Source organism: Pseudomonas sp. NFACC46-3 (assembly GCF_900114515.1).
Taxonomy (GTDB): Bacteria; Pseudomonadota; Gammaproteobacteria; order Pseudomonadales; family Pseudomonadaceae; genus Aquipseudomonas; species Aquipseudomonas fluorescens_Q.
The window spans coordinates 42,320-59,795 of sequence record NZ_FOTH01000019.1 but is presented as its reverse complement, the minus strand read 5'-3'; the positions used below and the strand labels follow the sequence as shown (position 1 = coordinate 59,795).

Annotated in this window: 13 protein-coding genes and 1 pseudogene; 6 read left to right on the top strand and 8 right to left on the bottom strand. The window is 62.6% G+C overall.

Features of this window, described 5'->3' with window-relative positions; all coding sequences use genetic code 11:
• Nucleotides 1-206: 206 nt before the first annotated feature.
• The 6 genes from BM300_RS18870 to BM300_RS18845 all read right to left on the bottom strand — a co-directional run bounded on the left by BM300_RS18870 (nt 207) and on the right by BM300_RS18845 (nt 9,275).
• Complete coding sequence (locus BM300_RS18870) at nt 207-2,627, bottom strand: efflux RND transporter permease subunit (RefSeq protein WP_063321431.1); 2,421 nt, start codon at nt 2,625-2,627, stop codon at nt 207-209.
• Between the two features lie 52 nt (nt 2,628-2,679).
• A complete protein-coding gene (locus BM300_RS18865; RefSeq protein WP_092463653.1) occupies nt 2,680-3,783 on the bottom strand; it encodes a WD40/YVTN/BNR-like repeat-containing protein in 1,104 nt (367 codons plus the stop codon).
• Between the two features lie 68 nt (nt 3,784-3,851).
• A complete protein-coding gene (locus tag BM300_RS18860) occupies nt 3,852-5,213 on the bottom strand; it encodes a DUF1329 domain-containing protein (RefSeq protein WP_092463568.1) in 1,362 nt (453 codons plus the stop codon).
• Nucleotides 5,214-5,228: 15 nt separating this feature from the next.
• On the bottom strand, nt 5,229-6,878 hold the full coding sequence (locus BM300_RS18855; RefSeq protein ID WP_092463566.1) for a DUF1302 domain-containing protein: 1,650 nt from the start codon (nt 6,876-6,878) through the stop codon (nt 5,229-5,231).
• Nucleotides 6,879-6,965: 87 nt separating this feature from the next.
• Complete coding sequence (locus tag BM300_RS18850) at nt 6,966-7,733, bottom strand: coniferyl-alcohol dehydrogenase (protein WP_069970856.1); 768 nt, start codon at nt 7,731-7,733, stop codon at nt 6,966-6,968.
• 69 nt (nt 7,734-7,802) lie between these two features.
• A complete protein-coding gene (locus tag BM300_RS18845; protein ID WP_092141376.1) occupies nt 7,803-9,275 on the bottom strand; it encodes a benzaldehyde dehydrogenase in 1,473 nt (490 codons plus the stop codon).
• Between the two features lie 282 nt (nt 9,276-9,557).
• On the opposite strand from BM300_RS18845, the gene BM300_RS18840 reads away from it, so the two are divergent.
• Complete coding sequence (locus tag BM300_RS18840) at nt 9,558-11,333, top strand: sigma-54-dependent Fis family transcriptional regulator (protein ID WP_092141379.1); 1,776 nt, start codon at nt 9,558-9,560, stop codon at nt 11,331-11,333.
• A gap of 174 nt (nt 11,334-11,507) precedes the next feature.
• Here the strand turns inward: BM300_RS18840 and BM300_RS18835 are convergent, their stop codons facing one another.
• Complete coding sequence (locus BM300_RS18835) at nt 11,508-12,410, bottom strand: AraC family transcriptional regulator (RefSeq protein WP_092463563.1); 903 nt, start codon at nt 12,408-12,410, stop codon at nt 11,508-11,510.
• 199 nt (nt 12,411-12,609) lie between these two features.
• Between BM300_RS18835 and BM300_RS18830 the strand changes: the two are divergent.
• From BM300_RS18830 to BM300_RS18820, 3 genes and pseudogenes are all read left to right on the top strand, one after another.
• Nucleotides 12,610-12,792 (top strand): annotated as a pseudogene (locus tag BM300_RS18830) (sugar ABC transporter substrate-binding protein); the annotation flags it as partial.
• A 157-nt stretch (nt 12,793-12,949) separates the two neighbouring features.
• Nucleotides 12,950-13,723 (top strand): L-iditol 2-dehydrogenase, encoded by a 774-nt coding sequence (locus BM300_RS18825; RefSeq protein WP_072344801.1) that lies wholly within the window; start codon nt 12,950-12,952, stop codon nt 13,721-13,723.
• Between the two features lie 194 nt (nt 13,724-13,917).
• On the top strand, nt 13,918-14,769 hold the full coding sequence (locus BM300_RS18820; protein WP_063321438.1) for a CAP domain-containing protein: 852 nt from the start codon (nt 13,918-13,920) through the stop codon (nt 14,767-14,769).
• Between the two features lie 19 nt (nt 14,770-14,788).
• Here the strand turns inward: BM300_RS18820 and BM300_RS18815 are convergent, their stop codons facing one another.
• The gene (locus BM300_RS18815) at nt 14,789-15,685 is read right to left on the bottom strand and encodes a LysR family transcriptional regulator (protein WP_092222118.1); all 897 of its coding nucleotides are present in this window, start codon (nt 15,683-15,685) and stop codon (nt 14,789-14,791) included.
• A 100-nt stretch (nt 15,686-15,785) separates the two neighbouring features.
• Between BM300_RS18815 and BM300_RS18810 the strand changes: the two genes are divergently transcribed.
• The gene (locus BM300_RS18810) at nt 15,786-17,135 is read left to right on the top strand and encodes an acyclic terpene utilization AtuA family protein (RefSeq protein ID WP_092463561.1); all 1,350 of its coding nucleotides are present in this window, start codon (nt 15,786-15,788) and stop codon (nt 17,133-17,135) included.
• Nucleotides 17,135-17,458 carry an AtuA-related protein gene (locus BM300_RS18805; protein ID WP_003201468.1) on the top strand — a complete coding sequence of 108 codons (324 nt, stop codon included), beginning with the start codon at nt 17,135-17,137 and terminating at the stop codon, nt 17,456-17,458. The genes BM300_RS18810 and BM300_RS18805 overlap by 1 nt, the downstream gene beginning before the upstream one ends.
• Nucleotides 17,459-17,476 lie beyond the last annotated feature (18 nt).

Sequence of the window (17,476 nt, the reverse complement as noted above, 5' to 3'; positions counted from 1 at the left end):
GAGCGAGCTTGCTCGCGATGAGGCCGGCAAGCCCGACATGCATGTGACTGAACCACCGTCATCGCGAGCAAGCTCGTTCCCACAGAGGAAACGCGATCACCAAAGAACCAGGTCGGCTATCAGGCCACCTCGCGGCGGGCGTTGATCTCGGCGGCCCATTAACCACGCTGGCTTAACGCAGGTACTGCGCAGTGCCATATCCCCCATCACCCTCGAACCCACCGCCCCTGCCGACTCAACTCAGGCTTTTTTAAAAACACCCTCTGCGGCAACAGCAACCAAGCCAACGCCGGCAGCAAGATCAAGGCTCCCAGCATGTTCACCAAGAACATGAAGGCCAGCAAAATCCCCATATCAGCTTGAAACTTGATCGGCGAGAACGCCCAGGTCGACACCGCCACAGCCAAAGTCATGCCCGTCAACAACACCACTTTGCCGGTGAACAGAAGCGCCTGGTAATACGCCTGGGCCAAGGTGTCACCGGCCCGCATTCGCGCCAGGATCACGCTCAACACATAGAGCGCATAATCGACCCCGATGCCCACGCCCAGTGCAATGACCGGCAGCGTCGCGACTTTCACCCCCATACCCAGCCCCACCATCAGCGCCTCGCACAGGATCGAGGTGAGCATCAGCGGCAGCATCGCGCACAGGGTTGCGCGCCAGCTGCGGAAGGTCACCAGGCATAGCAGACTGACCGCGCCATAGACCCAGAACAGCATCTCGCGCATGGACTTCTTCACCACGATATTGGTCGCCGCTTCGATACCCGCACTGCCGGCCGCGAGCATGAACTTGACCTCCGGCATCTGGTGCCCGGCGATAAACTGCTCGCTGGCCTCCACCACCCGGTTCAAGGTGTCAGCCTTGTGATCGGCCAGGTAAACGTACAGCGACAGCATCGAGCAGCCCTGATTGAACAGTTCTCGCGGGGCACGGGTTTGCACGGCACCCAGTGCACCGTCATTGGGGATCAGTTCATACCATTTGAAGTTGCCTTCGTTATAACCGACCGTGGCGATCTTGCTCAGCGCGGCCATCGAGGTGGTCGATTCCACGCCGGGCAATTGCTCCAGTTGCCAGGCCAGCGCATCTACCGCGGACAAGCTGGCGTAACGGGTGCATTGATCCTCGGGGGTCTTGATCATGACCACGAAAATATCCGAGCTGGCCGCATAGTTCTGGGTCATGAACAACGCATCGCGGTTGTAGCGCGAGTCGGCACGCAACTCTGGAGCGCCGGGGTCCAGGTCGCCGATTTTCAGGTGCAGGCTCACGGCAAAACCAGACGCGGCCAACAGCAAGCCAGTCAACATGGCACCCGTGGCCCAGCGCCGCTGGGTGAACAAATCGAGCACACGCCACAGGGGATGCTTGATCTGCGCCTGTTGCTCGGTGGTTTCCGCACTCAGGCTGCGTTGCGCTGCCGCCGGGCTGACGCCGATATAGCTGAGCAGGATCGGCAGCAGGATCAGGTTGGTGAAAATCAGCACCGCCACCCCGAGGCTGGCGGTGATAGCCAGGTCCTGGATCACCCGAATGTTGATCAGCAGCAACACCGCGAAGCCCACCGCATCGCAGAGCAAAGCGGTGATGCCGGCGGCGAACAGTCGGCGGAAGGTATAGCGCGCGGCGACCACCCGGTGGGTGCCACGGCCGATGTCCTGCATGATGCCGTTCATCTTCTGCGCGCCATGGCTCATGCCAATGGCGAACACCAGGAACGGCACCAAGGCCGAGTATGGGTCCAGTTCATAACCGAGCAGCGCCAGCAACCCCAGTTGCCAAAGCACCGCCGCCAGCGAACAGATCACCACCACCAAGGTGCTTCGCGCGCAACGGGTGTAGCCAAACAGCACCAAGACCGTCACCAGCACCGCCACCACGAAAAACAGCAGTACCTGGGTCATGCCCTCGATCAGGTCGCCGACAATCTTGGTAAAGCCAGTGACATGAATCCGCAGGTCATCGGTCTGGTACTTGTCTCGCAGCGCCTCCAGTTGTCGGGAAAACTCGCCATAGTCCAGCGCCTTGCCCGTCTGCGGATTGATTTCCAGCAACGGCACGAAAATCACGCTGGACTTGAAGTTGCCGGCGACCAATTGACCGACTTCCCCGGAACGGGCCACGTTGGTTCGCACCTGCTCGAGGCTGGTGGCCGAGCCATCGTAGTCGTCAGGGATCACCGTGCCGCCGTCGAGCCCGTCTTCGGTCACGGCGGTCCAGCGCGTGGTCGGGGTCCATAATGATTTCATGTAGGGGCGGTCGACGCCCGGCAGCAGATAGAGCTCGTCGTTGAGCCTGGCCAGGGTGTCGAGGTAGTCCTTGGTGAAAATGCTCCCCTGCTTGACCTCCACGGCGATGCGCAGCGAGTTGCCCAGGCCGCTCAGTTCCTTGCGATTCTCCAGGAAATTGGCGACATAGGGATGCCCCGTGGGAATGGTCTTCTCGTAGCTGGCATTGATGCCGATGCGCGTGGCTTGCCAACCGAGCACCAACGTCACCAGCAGGCATAGCAGGATCACCAGCGGTCGATGGTTGAAGATCGCTCGCTCAGCGAAGTTGCCAGACGCCCGGTCAAAGTCTTCCTGGCGGCCGATCACGGTTTGAGTTTTATCGTCTTTCAAGTTTGACTCCTGTTGCACGAGCCGTGGCCCGATAGCGCTACACCGTGAAGTTTCAAGGTTGACCTGCGGCCCGCGGATCCTGGTCAGCGGCCACGCCGGTCAAGCCGACACTGGTCAGGCTGCCGTCGACCGCCTGTTGCACGGCAGCGAGGGTCCCGCCGCTGCGGCTCTGCCGCTTGTCAAAGCTTCGCCCCTGGTCATGGCTGAATAAAAGCTCACCACTCTGGCTGGCCAACAACAGGCCGCCGTCGCGCAGTTGTAGGGCACTCGCCAGTGTCGATTCGATACCGGTATCAAGGCGGCGCCAACTGTTGCCACGATCCCCGGACCACCAGGCGTTGCCGCGCAGGCCATAGACCACCAAGGCCCCGTCGCGGGTGCCGAGCAGACCGAAGAAGCTGCCCTCATACGGCGACTTCAAGGCCTGGAATAACTGCCCTGCGTCGGTCGAACGCAACAGCAAACCGCGCTCACCCACCAACCACAGATCGTTGCCCACGGCGCGGATGCCATACAGGTTCAAGCCCTGGGGATTGTCCACATGCCGCATCCACGGCTGCCAGCTTCGCCCGCCGTCGTCGGTACGGAAGATCTGGTTGTAGGCACCCACGACGTAGCCGTGCAGGCGGTCACTGAAGTACAGGTCGAGAAACGGTTTATCCGGTCCGTCATCGAGCATGCGCCGTGCCTGCGCCAAGTGGCTGGTACCGTCGGGTTGATTGACATCGCGCTCAGCGAACTGCACCGCCAAGGCGATGGCACGCTGACCGTCGAGTTGCTTTTGCCAGGTTTCCCCGCCGTCCTGGGTGTGCAACACCACGCCCAGATGACCGACCGCCCAACCCTGCTCGGCATCGACGAATTGCACCGCCGTCAGGCTGACACTGACCGGCACGCGGGCCTGGCGCCAGGTCGTCCCGGAATCGTCCGAGAGCAACACAATGCCGCGCTCACCGACCGCCACCAGACGCTCCCCGGCCCGGGTCAAGCCAAGCAACACCGCACGCGGTGCCTTGGCCGTCGGTAAGGCCGATTGCTGGAGCGCGGCGAAGGTCGTGGCCGGTGCCGCGATGGCACTATTGGCCAACAGGCACGACGCCAGGACACAGGCTCCCCAGCGCCGGGCAAAACTCGCAAAGCATTGTTCAACGTTCATGTCTTTTCCCACTTCGAAAATCGCCAGCATCCGCGACGAGCCTCTCACCCGCCGCGGTGCTCCAGGGTTCAACGCATGTTTTCGTTCGCCATGGCATCCGGGGTGTAGAAGGACGCCGAAGGCGTGGCGATCTTCTGGTACTGGACCGCCAGGTCGTTGCTCGACGAATTGAGGAAATAGGCGCCGGTATCGAGGTTGTAGCTGCCCCACATGACCTGTGAAGTGAGCACCGGCATGTCCGGGGCCAACAGCGTCAGCGAATACATCTGCCGTCCCAGCTTGCCCTGGGCGTCATAGCCGTCGACCAACAGGATCTGCCAGGAATCCTCATCGATGTAATAGGTCCGACGCGGCACCACATGGCGCTTGCCGGATTTGAGCGTGGCCTCGACCACCCAGACCCGGTGCTTCTCCCAGCGCACCAGGTCAGGGTTGAGGAAGTTCGGCTTGACCAGCTCGTCGCTCTTGACCAGGCCGGCGCGATTATTGTTGTAGGGAACGATCAGTTCTTTCTTGCCCGCCAGCTTCAGGTCGTAGCGGTCGGTGGGGCCGAACAGCATGAACGCTTCGTCGAACAGACCAACGCCAGAGGTGACGAAGTCCGGCGTGTCATAGGCGATGTTCGGCGCCCGACGCACTCGGCGCTGGCCGACCAGGTATTGCCAGGCCGCACGGTTGCCCGGGTCCAGGTCCCAATGAGTCATCAGGCCTTCACCGGCCTTGGAGGATGGCAGCTCAGTCAATAACTTGCCGACCTGGTACTTGCCAGCGAATTGTTCCGGGCTACCGTTCTCGGAATAGTAGGGAAACTGGTAGCTGAACAGGGCACGGGTGGCCTGGACTTTCTTGCCGCCAGCGGTCATCAGCCACGTATCGAACGGCGCACTGATGGTCTCGGCCCCCTGCCAGGACAAGCGGTAATTCCACAACACCTGCGTGCCGTTGTCCGGGATCGGGAACGGAATGCCGCCGAAGGCACCGCTGACTTTCTCGGTCTCGACATCCAACGTGGCGCGGCCGGCATTCTTGGCGGTGTTGTCATACACCCATTGTGGTGCCGCCGCCGAGCGATGAGTGGGGTACACGTCCAGTCGGTAGTCCGGGTATTTCTTCAGCAGAAGCTTGGTACCTTCCGCCAGTTGGCCGGCGTACTGCTCCATGTTCGACGCCTTGATCGAGTACAGCGGCTTGTCGCCGGCAAACGGATCGGGCCGCTTATCGCCCGGCTTGTAGCCGGCCACGACCTTGGTGTAGCCACCGTCCCAGGCCGGGATGCTGCCATCGGCGTTACCGGCGCGCTCGGCGCCGAGGGGCGTGAGTTCAGTCTTCAGGCGTGCCACCTGTTCAGGCGACACCGCCGCCTGGGCCAGGCTCACCCCGGCCAGGGCCAGCGTCAGGAGGCAGGTGTTGAGCAATGTGTTGTTCTGCATGGCGAATCCACCTTATTAGAATGAGGTTTTCACGTAGAGCGAGACGAAGTCGCGGTCGGCCAACGACTGTCCGTAACTGAAATTGCCGTCCTCGCGCAGCCCGGCTTTCGGTGCGCCGAAGAAGTTCACGTAGTTCAGGCCGACGTCCCAACGCTGCAAGTAAGTCGCCTTGACCCCGACGCTCCAGTCACCGGAGTGGGTGTTGCCGAAGCCTGCCTTGCTGACGGCCGACGAACGCCCATCGAGTACCACGCCCATGCCAATCGGCACGGTCAGGTCGATGCCGTCGATCACCTGGAAGTACGCCGGTTCCAGCAGTACCCGCAACGCCGTGGCATCGCGGGTGGTATTGGAGTCCAGGGCCGCCGCGTTCTTGGTGACGCTCAAGGTACGGTTCCAGGCCAGTTCGGCCAGCGCGGAACCGCCGTCCCAGAACGAGGTGGGCGACAACAGGTAAATCGCCGACAGGTTGGCGTGGGCGGTCTTGCCTCGGGCAAACAGCTCATCGTTACCGCCATCGACGTCCAGGCCTGGCGCGACCACTTGCAGATTGCTGACCAGCGGCGCGTTCCAGCGCACGGAGGTTTCACCGGCGAAGTTGAACGGCCCGTGGGCAGTGGAGAAACTGACGCCGGCGGTCTTGATGTCTTCGGCGTAGACCTGGCGATAGGAACCCAGGATCGGCAAGCCAGTGGCCGCCGAGGCGGCTCCGTCGAGGTAGGCGTACAGGCCACTCGGGGCTTTGTCGTGGTACTGCGCGGCGTAGAAACCCAGCTCCAGTTCGGTCCCATCAGGCTTGTAGCGGATCTGCATACCGCCCTGCCCCGAATTACGCGGCTTCAAGTCACCGGCATTGACGGTGTCGTTGCCAAACACTTCGCGCAACGGACCACTACCGTAGCCAATGGCATCGACATCGCTCAGGTAGCTGCCGGCACCGGGAACGTTGGAGCGCTCCCACTCGAACTGATAGTAAGCCCCCACCGACAACTGCGGGTTGATCTGCAACTGCCCGGAAATCTGATTGACCGGCCGCAGGATCTCCTTGAACTGGGTCCCCGGCACGCTGAGCAACTTGACCACATCGCTCGGTCCCTGGGCATTGGCGATGCCGTTGCCGCCGTAGAACAGGCTTTCACCGTAGATGAGGCTATGCCGGCCCACGCGCACCACGCCCTGGGAGTCTTCGCCAAGGTCACCGCGCAGGAACACGAAGGCGTCGAGAATTTCCGCGTCACGGCCGTGGAGCTTGCGGGTTTCGCTGAGGAAGTGGGGCTGCTCGCTGCTGTCGGTGTCCTTGTTGTAGATATCGTCGTACCAGGCTGCGCCGCTCACGCGCAGACCATAGTTTTGCCGGCTCAGGTCCATTTCGGAAAACAGGTCCAGGCGGTTGGAGACCAGGCCGCGACTGAAATTCTTGTCGCCCTGGCTCTGGATCGAAGGGTACAGACCGTTGGCGGTCGAGGCGTTGGTCAGGCGGCTGCCCTGCCCTCGCAGGCGCCAGGCCTGGCTGTACTTGATGGTGTTGTCCCAGCGCAGTTTCCAGTCGGAGTCACCCAGGTCCATTTGCATGGCCTGGACCCTTTCGACCATCACACCGGTGCTGCATAACGCCAGGAACAGGGCGCAATGCTTGAAACCAAAGCAATCTTTGAGGTTATCCATGGACGCTTCTCATTATTGTTATTTTTGGGCATGGCTTTGCAGCCAACACGCTTGGGTAGCGGCTTGCACCGTTCTACGGATGCGCATTCAGATGTAGGTGGAGGCCAATCCACCATCGACCGGCAGGTTGACGCCGTTGATCCAGCGCGACTCGTCGGCACACAGGAAAGCGATCACCGCCGCCACCTCATCGGCGTAAGCAGGACGTTTCATGCGATGGGCATCGGCCTGGGTCCGGGCCTCGCCGAGCATGCTCACGAAGTCGTCGAGGATCGGCGTGAACACTGGGCCTGGCGCAACACTGTTCATGCGCACCGAATGCTCAAGAAACCAGGGTTGGGCCTGCAGGTAGGTCCAGACGATCAAGGCTTCCTTGAAGTACTGGTAGCAGGTCTGGTCCGGCACCCGGTGGTCGGCCAGCCAGGCTTGCGCGGCGGTAAAATCCTCGATGCGCGCCAGCGCCTTGTGCTGTTCCAGGCGCAACGGCCATTCGGCGCCGAGGATCGAGGCGATATTGACGATGCTGCCGCCAGCGTTGATGCGCGGCAGCAGCGCACGGCTCAAGTGGCGCAACCCAAGGTAGTTGACCCGCGCCAGCAGTTGCGGGTTTGCGGTGCCCGGCACCCCGGCGATGTTGCACAGACTGTCGAGCCGTGCGGGTAGCTGCGGCAGCAACCGTTCGATGTTTTCGGCGCTACTCAAATCGCCTTGCACAAAACCGTCCAGGGTCATGTGCGGCGCCTTGAGGTCGACGCCAATCACGTGGGCGCCATGAGTGCGCAGCAGGCTTGCCGTGGCAGCACCAATGCCTGACGAGACACCGGTGACCAGCACAATCTTGTTGTCGAGTTTCATGTTGAGTCCTCTTATTATTTTTGTGTACTCGCAGGGCCCTCAGCTCATCGGGCCCTGTAAACCTGTCTGTCAGAAGGGGTAGACCGGCGCCTTGTCCTTGACCGTCACCCACTGCCATTGGGTGTATTCGTCCCAGTCCGCCGGGCCGCCGACGCTGCCGCCATTGCCCGAGGCGCCGCGCCCGCCGAACGGGTTGATGCACTCATCGGCGACGGTCTGGTCATTGATGTGCAACATGCCGCACTGCAACCGCTCACCGATGGCCATGGCCCGGCCCACCGACGACGAAATGATCGCCGCCGCCAAACCGTACTCGGTGCGGTTGGCCAACTCGACGGCTTCATCATCGGTGGCGAAGCTGACCACCGTTGCCACGGGGCCGAAGATCTCCTCGTCGAAGGCACGCATGCCCGGTTTCACGCCGCTGAGCACGGTGGCCTGGTAGAACAGTCGATCGTGCTCGCCGCCTGCCTCCAGCCGGGCGCCGGCGCGCACGGAGTCGCTGACGATGTCGTGCACCCGTTTCAGTTGCCGCTGATTGATCAGCGGCCCCAACGCGGCTTCGCCCTGGGCGGCGTTGCCTACCGTCAAGGCCCGGGCCTTTTCCACCAGTTTGCGGGTCAGTTCTTCGGCGATGGATTCATGGGCGAGAATCAACCCGGTGGCCATGCAAATCTGCCCTTGATGCAGCCAGGCGCCCCAGGCCGCATTGCGGGCGGCGAGGTCGAGGTCGGCGTCTTCAAGAATGATCAGCGGGTTCTTGCCACCCAGCTCCAGCGCGACCTTCTTCAGGTTGCGCCCGGCGACTTCAGCGACCTTGCGACCGGCACCCGTGGAACCGGTAAAGGCGATCATGCGCACGTTAGGGTCACGGCACAGTGCCTCACCGGCATCCGCCGCGCCGGGCAACACTTGCAACAGGCCCTTGGGCAGCCCTGCCACCTCGAACAAACGAGCGATGAGAAAACCGCCGCTCACCGGGGTCTGCGGATCCGGCTTGAGCACCACCGCATTGCCCGCCGCCAGGGCTGGCGCAACGGAGCGCATGGACAGCACCAGGGGAAAGTTGAAGGGCGAAATCACGCCGACCACACCATGGGGCTGGCGCCGCGCATAGGACAGGCGCCCCGCCTCGCTGGGCAGGACCACCCCATGGGCCTGGGACAGCAGGCCGGCGGCCTGATGCAACAGCACGATGGCTTCGCGCACTTCGTGTTGCCCCTTGAACAGCGCGGCGCCGGACTCCCGAGCCACGTACAGTGCCAGTTCGTTGAAGGAATGCTCTGCCACCTCGGCGGCCTTGCGGAAGATCGCCGCGCGTTGTCGCGGGCCCAGCGCCGCCCAACCCGGCTGCGCCAGGGCTGCGTCGCGGCTGGCCTTGGCAATGTCGGCGGAGTCGGCCGTGGCACAGCGCATCAAGCGCTCACCGGTGGCCGGTTCAATGATCGATTGCAGCGGCCCCGACGCAGGCACCCAGTCACCGTTGAAGACACATTCCGACTCGATCACCTGGGACAACAGGTGGCTTTTGGATGCAGACATTTAACACTCCCGGCTCTTTTTTGTTGTCATCGTTTGCCGCACCTGGAAGGTATCGACGCACGCCGTGCAAGTGCTTGAGCAAGCGCTGTGCCGGTTTCGCCTGCGGACGTTGATAAACCTGGCGCAGGGCTCTGGATCAATGCTCTGCATCGAGTGCAAGGCTGATGACGCATCTGCCGACGTGGCCGTTGGCCAGCTGCCACTTGTTCATTTGATAAAGTTATGCTTAATAACTATCTCGCCAGATGATCATTTCGATCACCCGCCATCAGGGGCATAACAATGAATAATCCCCACTGCCAATTGCCGGATCACCGGATCGCCACCGAGCACTTCCGTCCACGGGGTGACAGCAACGAGCTGACCGACAACAGCTCGCCCACGACGGCAGAACTCACCGCATGTCTGTTTTTCTCCCCCGACGATGGCCGTATCTGGCTCAACGACCAACGCATGTTGCTGCTGCACAGTTCATCCTTCGGTGCGTTGCGCCGGGAAATCATCGAACGCCAGGGGCTGGAACAGGCCCGTGGGATGCTCACCCGCACCGGCTATTCCTCCGGCGCCCGGGACGCCCGGCTGATTCGCGAACGCTGGCCCCACGCCGATGCCGCGGCGGTATTTCGCGCCGGCACGCATCTGCACACCCTTGAAGGCATGACCAAGGTCGAGCCGCTGCATTTCAAGTTCGATGCCGACTCCGGGTTCTATGAAGGGGAATTTCTCTGGCACCACTCCTGTGAGGCCGACGAGCATGTCGCCGCCTATGGCACCGGGCAGGATCCGGTGTGCTGGACCGAACTGGGCTATGCCATCGGTTTCGTCAGCGGGTTGTTCGGGCAACTGGTGATCTTCCGCGAAGTGGAATGCCGAGGCATGGGACACGAACGCTGCCGAGTCGTCGGCAAGACCGCCGAGCAATGGGGCGATGTCGAGCAGGACCTCAATTACCTCAACGCCTCACCGCCAGCGGTCGTCGCGCGCACCGACAGCCAGTCCGACAGCGTTGCCGGCACCGCCCCGCTGCCGGACAGCGAACAGCCGCTGATCGGTGCCAGCGCCGCCTTCAACGCCGCGACCCAAGCCTTGCAGCGGGTGGCCTTGACCCCCGCCACCGTGCTGGTCAGCGGCGAATCCGGCGTCGGCAAGGAGATGTTCGCCCGCCAGCTGCACCAACTGAGTCGCCGACGCGATGGTCCGTTCATCGCCCTCAACTGCGCGGCCATCCCCGACAACCTGATCGAAGCCGAACTGTTTGGCGTCGAACGCGGTGCCTATACCGGGGCCACCCATTCACGTCCCGGTCGTTTCGAGCGAGCCCATGGCGGCACGTTGTTCCTGGATGAGATCACCTGCCTGAGCCTGGCCGGGCAAAGCAAGTTGCTGCGCGCCTTGCAGGAGCGGGAAATCGAACGGATCGGTGGTGGCCACGGCATCAAGGTCGATGTACGGGTCGTGGCGGCCACCAACATCGACCTGCGCAAGGCCGTGGCGGACGGCGCGTTCCGTGAAGACCTGTTCTATCGGCTCAACGTCTACCCCATCGCCTTGCCGCCCTTGCGCGAGCGTCGCGATGACATACCGCTGCTGATCAATGCCTTCCTCAAGCGCTTTTGCCAGGAATACGGCCGCACCCCGATGGGCCTGACCATGCGCGCCTTGAAGGTCCTGCTGCGCTATGACTTCCCGGGCAACGTGCGCGAATTGCAGAACCTCATCGAGCGCGGCCTGATCGCCAGCGAAGAAGGCCAGGCGATTGACCTGGTCCATCTGTTTCGCAATGAGCAACTGCCGGTGGACGCGTATTCCGTGGACCTGCACGGCGGTCTCTCGCCGATGGGCATGGCTGCCAACGACCCCGCGGAAAAACCGGCGTTGCTCCAGTCCCTCAGCCAACTGGACTCGGACTTCTCCATTGACGGGCTGGAGTCACGGCTGATCAACGAAGCCCTGCAACTGAGCAGCGGCAACCTGGCAGCGGCCGCACGCTCATTGGGGCTGAGCCGGGCACAGTTCGCGTATCGGTTGAAGAAGCATCAAAAAGGTGTACCGGACTGAACACCGAACCTGGGAGATGCTGCGAAGGCAGGTCTTGGGGCCGCTTCGCGCCCCAGCGGGAGCAAGCTCCCTCGCCACGGGTATATCGCCGGCCTTGAGTGAACAACATTACCTGCGGGAGCAAGCTCGGCTCCCACACTGGCTGCTCAACGACGGTCAACATGGCAGGCTCCGTCAAGCAGGGGCAAAAGCGCCCCGCCGGTACTCGCTGGGGGTCTGGTTCATTTCTATCCGAAAATGCCGGTTGAAGTTGGACAAGTTGTTGTAGCCCACTTCAAAACAGATATCGGTCACGGGCATTTCACTCTGCAACAGCAAGCGACAGGCACGCTGGACCCGCAGCTTGCGCATCAAGTCAATGAAACCGTGCCCGGTGATGCGCTTGAAGAACCTCGAGAAGCCTGGCTCGCTCATGCCCAATTGGCGGGCGATCACCGACAGGCGCAGGTCGCCGGTGAGTTCGGCCTGCAAGTATTCGAAGGCTTTGTGGATGCGCTCGGAGCTGCGCGCATCGAGGGTCGGCGCATAGCAAGGGCTCGCCAGGCTCAAGGCTTCGTCGCCAGGGGCTTGGTTGAGGGTGTGAAGCAGTTCCAGGAACAGCGCCAACCGCGCCAGTCCCTGGGCCGGCCCGATGGCTTCCAGCAGGTGCGCAGCCTGCCGCGCGGTGTTGCCGCCGAAGGCCAGGCCGCGGCGGGCGCGTTCGAACAGGCCCTGCAGATCGCCCAGTTCGGGCAGGGTTCGGCGCAAGGTCAGCAGCGTGGCACCGTCGAACTGCAAGACCACGTCGCGCCCGGGCAGGTGCTCGCCCGACGCCAGGTCGCCCATCCAATCGTGGGGCAAGTCCGGGCCAATCATCGCCACGTGGCCAGGGCCAAACGGACCGATGTAGTCGCCCGCCAACAGCTTGCCGCTGCCCTGGCGGATCAGGTGGATTTCAAATTCGGGGTGATGGTTCCAGCGCGCCATCGGGTACGGGTAATCATGCTCGTACCAGCGAAAACTGTGTTCGGGCTCAGGCAGGATGACTTCCAGTTCGGCTGGTCGCTGCTCGAACAGGGGCGTTCGGGGATCAGGCATGTCGCGCCTCTTTTATCGTTATAGCGGGCACCTTACGCCGAGTGCGCAGCGCTTCGCCAGCCTCGGCCTGACCGGTCACTGATACTTTTTTAACCCGCACCTGTCGCACTCAAGGGCGTTAAAAAAGTATCAACGCACGATCCTCCCTGCGTTTGTCGGCCTCCACGGGCGCTGCTGTAATCGGCTTGCCATTGGCGACGAACCGGTGCCGTACGTGGGCATCCAGTACGTGACGATTCCAGAGCTCCAAGCCATCGGCACCTCCGTCGGCCAGCTGTTTACCGTCGCCCTCACCGGACAGGTCACGGTGGAACAGGCGCTGGCCTCGGCACAATCGAGCACCGAGCGGGAAATGAAGCGGGCTGGGTATCCAAAGCTATAACGATTGGCCCCGGCCTTTTTGTGGCGAGGGAGCTTGCTCCCGCTGGGTCGCGCAGCGGCCCCACATCGGCGAGTGCTACGCACTCGAGCGGGAGCAAGCTCCCTCGCCACACGGCTGTGTGCGCCGCCTACCACCTAGACTGAAGACAGGACAACCCATGAAACGACTGGAAGGAAAAAGTGCCCTGGTGACCGGTGCCGCCCGCGGTATCGGCAGGACATTCGCCCAGGCCTACATCAACGAAGGCGCCACAGTGGCGATCGCCGATATCGACCTGGAGCGAGCCCAGGCCACCGCCGCCGAACTGGGCGATAGCGCCTACGCGGTCAAAATGGATGTGACGGACCAGGCGTCGATCGACCAGGCCATCGACGCCGTGGTGGCCCGGGTGGGCAAGCTGGATATCCTGATCAACAACGCCGCGCTGTTCGACCTGGCGCCCATCGTGGAAATCACCCGCCAGAGCTACGAGCGGCTGTTTTCCATCAATGTCGCCGGCACGCTGTTCACCCTGCAAGCGGCGGCGCGGCAGATGATCCGCCAGGGCCATGGCGGCCGGATCATCAACATGGCCAGCCAGGCCGGTCGGCGCGGCGAAGCGCTGGTCGGTGTCTATTGCGCCACCAAGGCAGCGGTGATCAGCCTGACCCAGTCCGCCGGGCTGGATCTGATCAAGCATCGGATCAACGTCAACGCCATCGCCCCCGGCGTGGTGGATGGCGAGCATTGGGATGGCGTGGATGCGCTGTTCGCCCGCCACGAAAACCTGCCGTTGGGGGAAAAGAAGCGCCAGGCAGGGCAACAGGTGCCCTATGGCCGGATGGGCACGGCGGAGGACCTCGCCGGGATGGCGATTTTCCTCGCCTCGGCGGAGAGCGAGTACGTGGTCGCGCAGACCTATAACGTCGATGGCGGGAACTGGATGAGCTGATAATCTGCGATTTTATGGCCTTGAAACGACGGAAATGGACTTATTCGCCTGAAAGTTGATCCCACTATTTGAGGATCATCCCGAACGCTACCCAACGGTGCCGTTCCAAGGGATTTCAAAAGAGCGTGAATACCGTTGCCCCAGCGGGGCAAAAATTGCGCATCATAGGCGCCGTCCGCTCAAGGGAGATTTACATGCGTGCCATTTCATCCGTCATGGGTCTTGTCGTGCTGTCGCTGGGCCTGCTATTCACCACCGGTGCCACGGCCACCGAAGAGACGCAACTGGTCGAGTCCATCAACCTTTACCGCAGCCAGTCCCAAAGCTGTGCCGGCCAGGCCTCGCTGGAGTTGCCACCGCTGGCGATGGATTCCCGGCTGATCCTGTCGGCCAACGGCATCGGCGACCTGCAGCAGGCGCTGGCGCGGGCGGCCTATCCAATGGTCAACGTGCAGGCCATCAGCCTGTCCGGGCCGCGCGACGCACAATCAGCCATGAAAGCCGTCCAGGAAAGCTTCTGCCAGGTAGTACTCGACCCGCAGTTCATCGACATCGGCGTCAGCCGCCTGGACCGCGAATGGCGCATCGTGCTGGCGCGCCCACTGTTGTCGGCGCGCCTGGGTGATTGGCAAGCCGAGGGCCAGAAGCTGCTGAAACTGATCAACAGTGCCCGCACCCAGCCGCGTCGCTGTGGCACCGAAACCTTCGCCGCCACCACGCCGCTGGCCTGGAACGCCACCTTGGCCCTGGCCGCTGTGAACCACACCCGGGCCATGGCCAACAACAATTTCTTCGACCACAAGGACCGCGACAACCGCATGCCGGGCGACCGCGCCGAGCTGGCCGGCTATCTGGGCCAGTTGATTGGCGAGAACATCGCCGCCGGACAGGACACTGCGCTCAAGGTGGTGGACGGCTGGCTAGCCAGCCCGGGGCACTGCGCCAACCTGATGAACCCGCAGTTTCGTGAATTGGGCGCCGGGTACGCGAGCGATCCGAAAAGCGATGCCGGGATCTATTGGACGGCAATGTTTGGCACTCAATAGCGCGGTGGCCCGATCAACCTCAGTGTCCGTGGCTGACATCGTCCTTGTGCAGCACCTGCCGCAAATGCTGCATGAACTGACTCAACGAAGGTGATTGAGCCACCGGCTTGCGTTGCAACAGGCCTATCGAGCGCTTCGCCGGCTGGTCGATGGCGGTGACAGCACACTGCTCGCCAATGTTGAACACCGCCGTGCAACTGGCCGGCAACAGAGAAAACCCCAATCCTTCGCGCACCAGGGCCGTGGCCGTGCTCATGTGCGCCACTTCCCAGGCCGGCACAGGGTCGACGTTCAAATAGCGCAACGCAGCGTCAGCCAGGGGCCGGATGCTGGTGTCAGGCGTGAGGGCAATATAGGGTTGCCGCTTCCAGTCGCCCTGGCCGTCACGCTGCGGGTCTTTGTGGCTCAGCAACACCAGATTGTCATCCAACAGGCGCACAAAGCTCAGTCCGGACAGATCGTCAGGCAACGAACTGATGCCGGCGTCCACCTCCCCTCGCTGCACCCAGCCCATGATTTCCCCGGCGCGGCCGTCCAACAAGCTCACCGTCACGCCAGGGTTCTCGTGCTGGAAAGAAGCGATGGCGATCGGCAGGAATGACGCCGCAGCGGTGGGCAAGGCGGCCAGCCGGAGCGTGCCACGGCTCAGGCTCAGGGTGTCGCGAGCATCGCGCACGGCGTCGTTCATGTCCCGGAGCATGCGCCGCGCCTGGGGTAGAAAATGCTCACCGGCCGGGGTCAGCTCGACACTGCGGGTATTACGCGCGAGCAACTGCAGCCCCATGCTCTCTTCCAGTTTGCGGACGCTATAGCTCAGCGCCGGCTGGGACAGGTGCAATTGTTCTGCCGTGCGGGTAAAGCTCGACGTCTCGGCGATGAGGATAAAGGCACGAAGCTGTCGAAAAGTAACGTTCATGGCCAACTTATAAAATTAATGAATCAATTGATTCTACCTTTAAAATTCACAGAACAATCCAGTCTCTCCACTATGGGGCCACCCCTCAGTGGAAAACGACATGACAAAAACAATTCTCGTCGGCTGCGGCGCCGGTTTCGCCAATGATCGACCCGACGCCGCCCTGCGTCTGGCCCAAGACCTGGCACAACGCGGCGGCCAACGCTACATCATGCTGGAACTGCTGGCTGAACGGACCCTGGCCGAGGCGCAACTACGCAAGCGCGTGGATCCCCAAGCGGGATATTCCGTGCGCCTGTTCGATTTCCTCGAACCCATGCTCGACGTGTGCATCGAGGCTGGCATCCCAATAATCACCAACGGCGGCGCCGCCAATCCCAGGGCGGCCGCGCAACGGCTGCGCCAGACGCTGGCGGGCCGCTTCCCTGCACTGAAAATCGCCTGCGTGCTGGGTGATGATCTGTTGGAAGAAACACCGCCCCGTTACGAACGATGGCTGTCCTCGGAGCCCTTGGAGCAGCCCGTGGCGGTGAACGTCTACACCGGGGCCGACGGTATCGCCCAGGCGTTGGCCCAGGGCGCTGGCATCGTGCTGTGTGGCCGGGTCGCGGATCCGTCGTTGGCCGTAGGCGCGATCCGCCATGGGTTGGGGTGGTCGGCGGACGATTGGCAGAAAATGGCGATCGCCACCACCGCTGGCCATCTGCTGGAGTGTTGCACCCAAGTCACGGGTGGCTATTTTGCCCATCCTGGAATGAAAGACGTTCCGGACCCGGCCAATCTCGGCTGCCCCATTGCTGAAGTCCATCAGGATGGCCGCCTGATCATCGGCAAAACCCGCAACAGCGGCGGACGGGTCAGCGAACAGACGGTCAAGGAGCAGCTCCTTTACGAAGTACACGACCCTCGACGCTATCTGACCCCGGACGTGGTGCTGGACCTGGGCCAGGCCCGTGTACAGGACTTGGGCGATGACCGTGTTGAAATCAGTGGCCTGCTGGGTCATCCGCGTCCCGACACACTCAAGGGCCTGGCGGGTGTGCGAGGCCTCTGGTTCGGCGAGGCGGAAATATCCTACGCAGGCCCCGGCGCCGTGGCGCGTGCCGCCCTGGCGCGGGAAATCCTGCTGCAGCGCTTCGACCAGTTGGCACCCGGGGTCCAGCCCTGGATCGACCTGTCCGGGGTCGCCAGCCTCTTCAACGACCAGGGCGGTCGATACCTGCAACAGCAACTGGCCCAGGCGCCCGCCCTGGAGGATGTGCGCGTGCGGATCGGCCTGACTCACACCGACCGACGGCTGGTGGAGGCCCTGCTGGCAGAGGTCGAGTCGCTCTACACCAACGGGCCGGCGGGCGGCGGTGGCGTCCGGCGACACCTCTCCGAGACCGTTACCACCCGCAGTTTCCTGCTACCGCGAGATCAAATCCATACAACCCTGGAGTGGTACTGATGAACCTAGTCACCCTCGCCGACTATGCCCATGCCCGTGCTGGCGACAAGGGCAACATTCTCAGCATCGCCCTGTTCCCCCACGATCCGGCCCACTATCCATGGCTGCTACGGGAATTGACCTGCGCCCGAGTGGCCGAGCAATTCGCGACGCGACAGCCCTCCAAGGTGCATCGCTATGAACTGCCAAACCTGAATGCGCTGAATTTCGTGCTCGAGGACGCCCTGGAGGGCGGGGTGAACCGCAGTTGCGGTCTTGATCGTCACGGCAAGAGCCTGAGTTACCTGCTTCTGGCCTTGCGCCTGCCCGGACCGCAAGGCTGATCGACTTCGCCCGCGAAC

Excerpts from the sequence above, each read along its gene's own strand:
- BM300_RS18865 (WP_092463653.1), bottom strand. The coding sequence starts at position 3,783 with ATGAACGTTGAACAATGCTTTGCGAGTTTTGCCCGGCGCTGGGGAGCC.
- BM300_RS18860 (WP_092463568.1), bottom strand. The coding sequence starts at position 5,213 with ATGCAGAACAACACATTGCTCAACACCTGCCTCCTGACGCTGGCCCTG.
- BM300_RS18855 (WP_092463566.1), bottom strand. The coding sequence starts at position 6,878 with ATGGATAACCTCAAAGATTGCTTTGGTTTCAAGCATTGCGCCCTGTTC.
- BM300_RS18850 (WP_069970856.1), bottom strand. The coding sequence starts at position 7,733 with ATGAAACTCGACAACAAGATTGTGCTGGTCACCGGTGTCTCGTCAGGC.
- BM300_RS18845 (WP_092141376.1), bottom strand. The coding sequence starts at position 9,275 with ATGTCTGCATCCAAAAGCCACCTGTTGTCCCAGGTGATCGAGTCGGAA.
- BM300_RS18840 (WP_092141379.1), top strand. The coding sequence starts at position 9,558 with ATGAATAATCCCCACTGCCAATTGCCGGATCACCGGATCGCCACCGAG.
- BM300_RS18835 (WP_092463563.1), bottom strand. The coding sequence starts at position 12,410 with ATGCCTGATCCCCGAACGCCCCTGTTCGAGCAGCGACCAGCCGAACTG.
- BM300_RS18825 (WP_072344801.1), top strand. The coding sequence starts at position 12,950 with ATGAAACGACTGGAAGGAAAAAGTGCCCTGGTGACCGGTGCCGCCCGC.
- BM300_RS18820 (WP_063321438.1), top strand. The coding sequence starts at position 13,918 with ATGCGTGCCATTTCATCCGTCATGGGTCTTGTCGTGCTGTCGCTGGGC.
- BM300_RS18815 (WP_092222118.1), bottom strand. The coding sequence starts at position 15,685 with ATGAACGTTACTTTTCGACAGCTTCGTGCCTTTATCCTCATCGCCGAG.
- BM300_RS18810 (WP_092463561.1), top strand. The coding sequence starts at position 15,786 with ATGACAAAAACAATTCTCGTCGGCTGCGGCGCCGGTTTCGCCAATGAT.
- BM300_RS18805 (WP_003201468.1), top strand. The coding sequence starts at position 17,135 with ATGAACCTAGTCACCCTCGCCGACTATGCCCATGCCCGTGCTGGCGAC.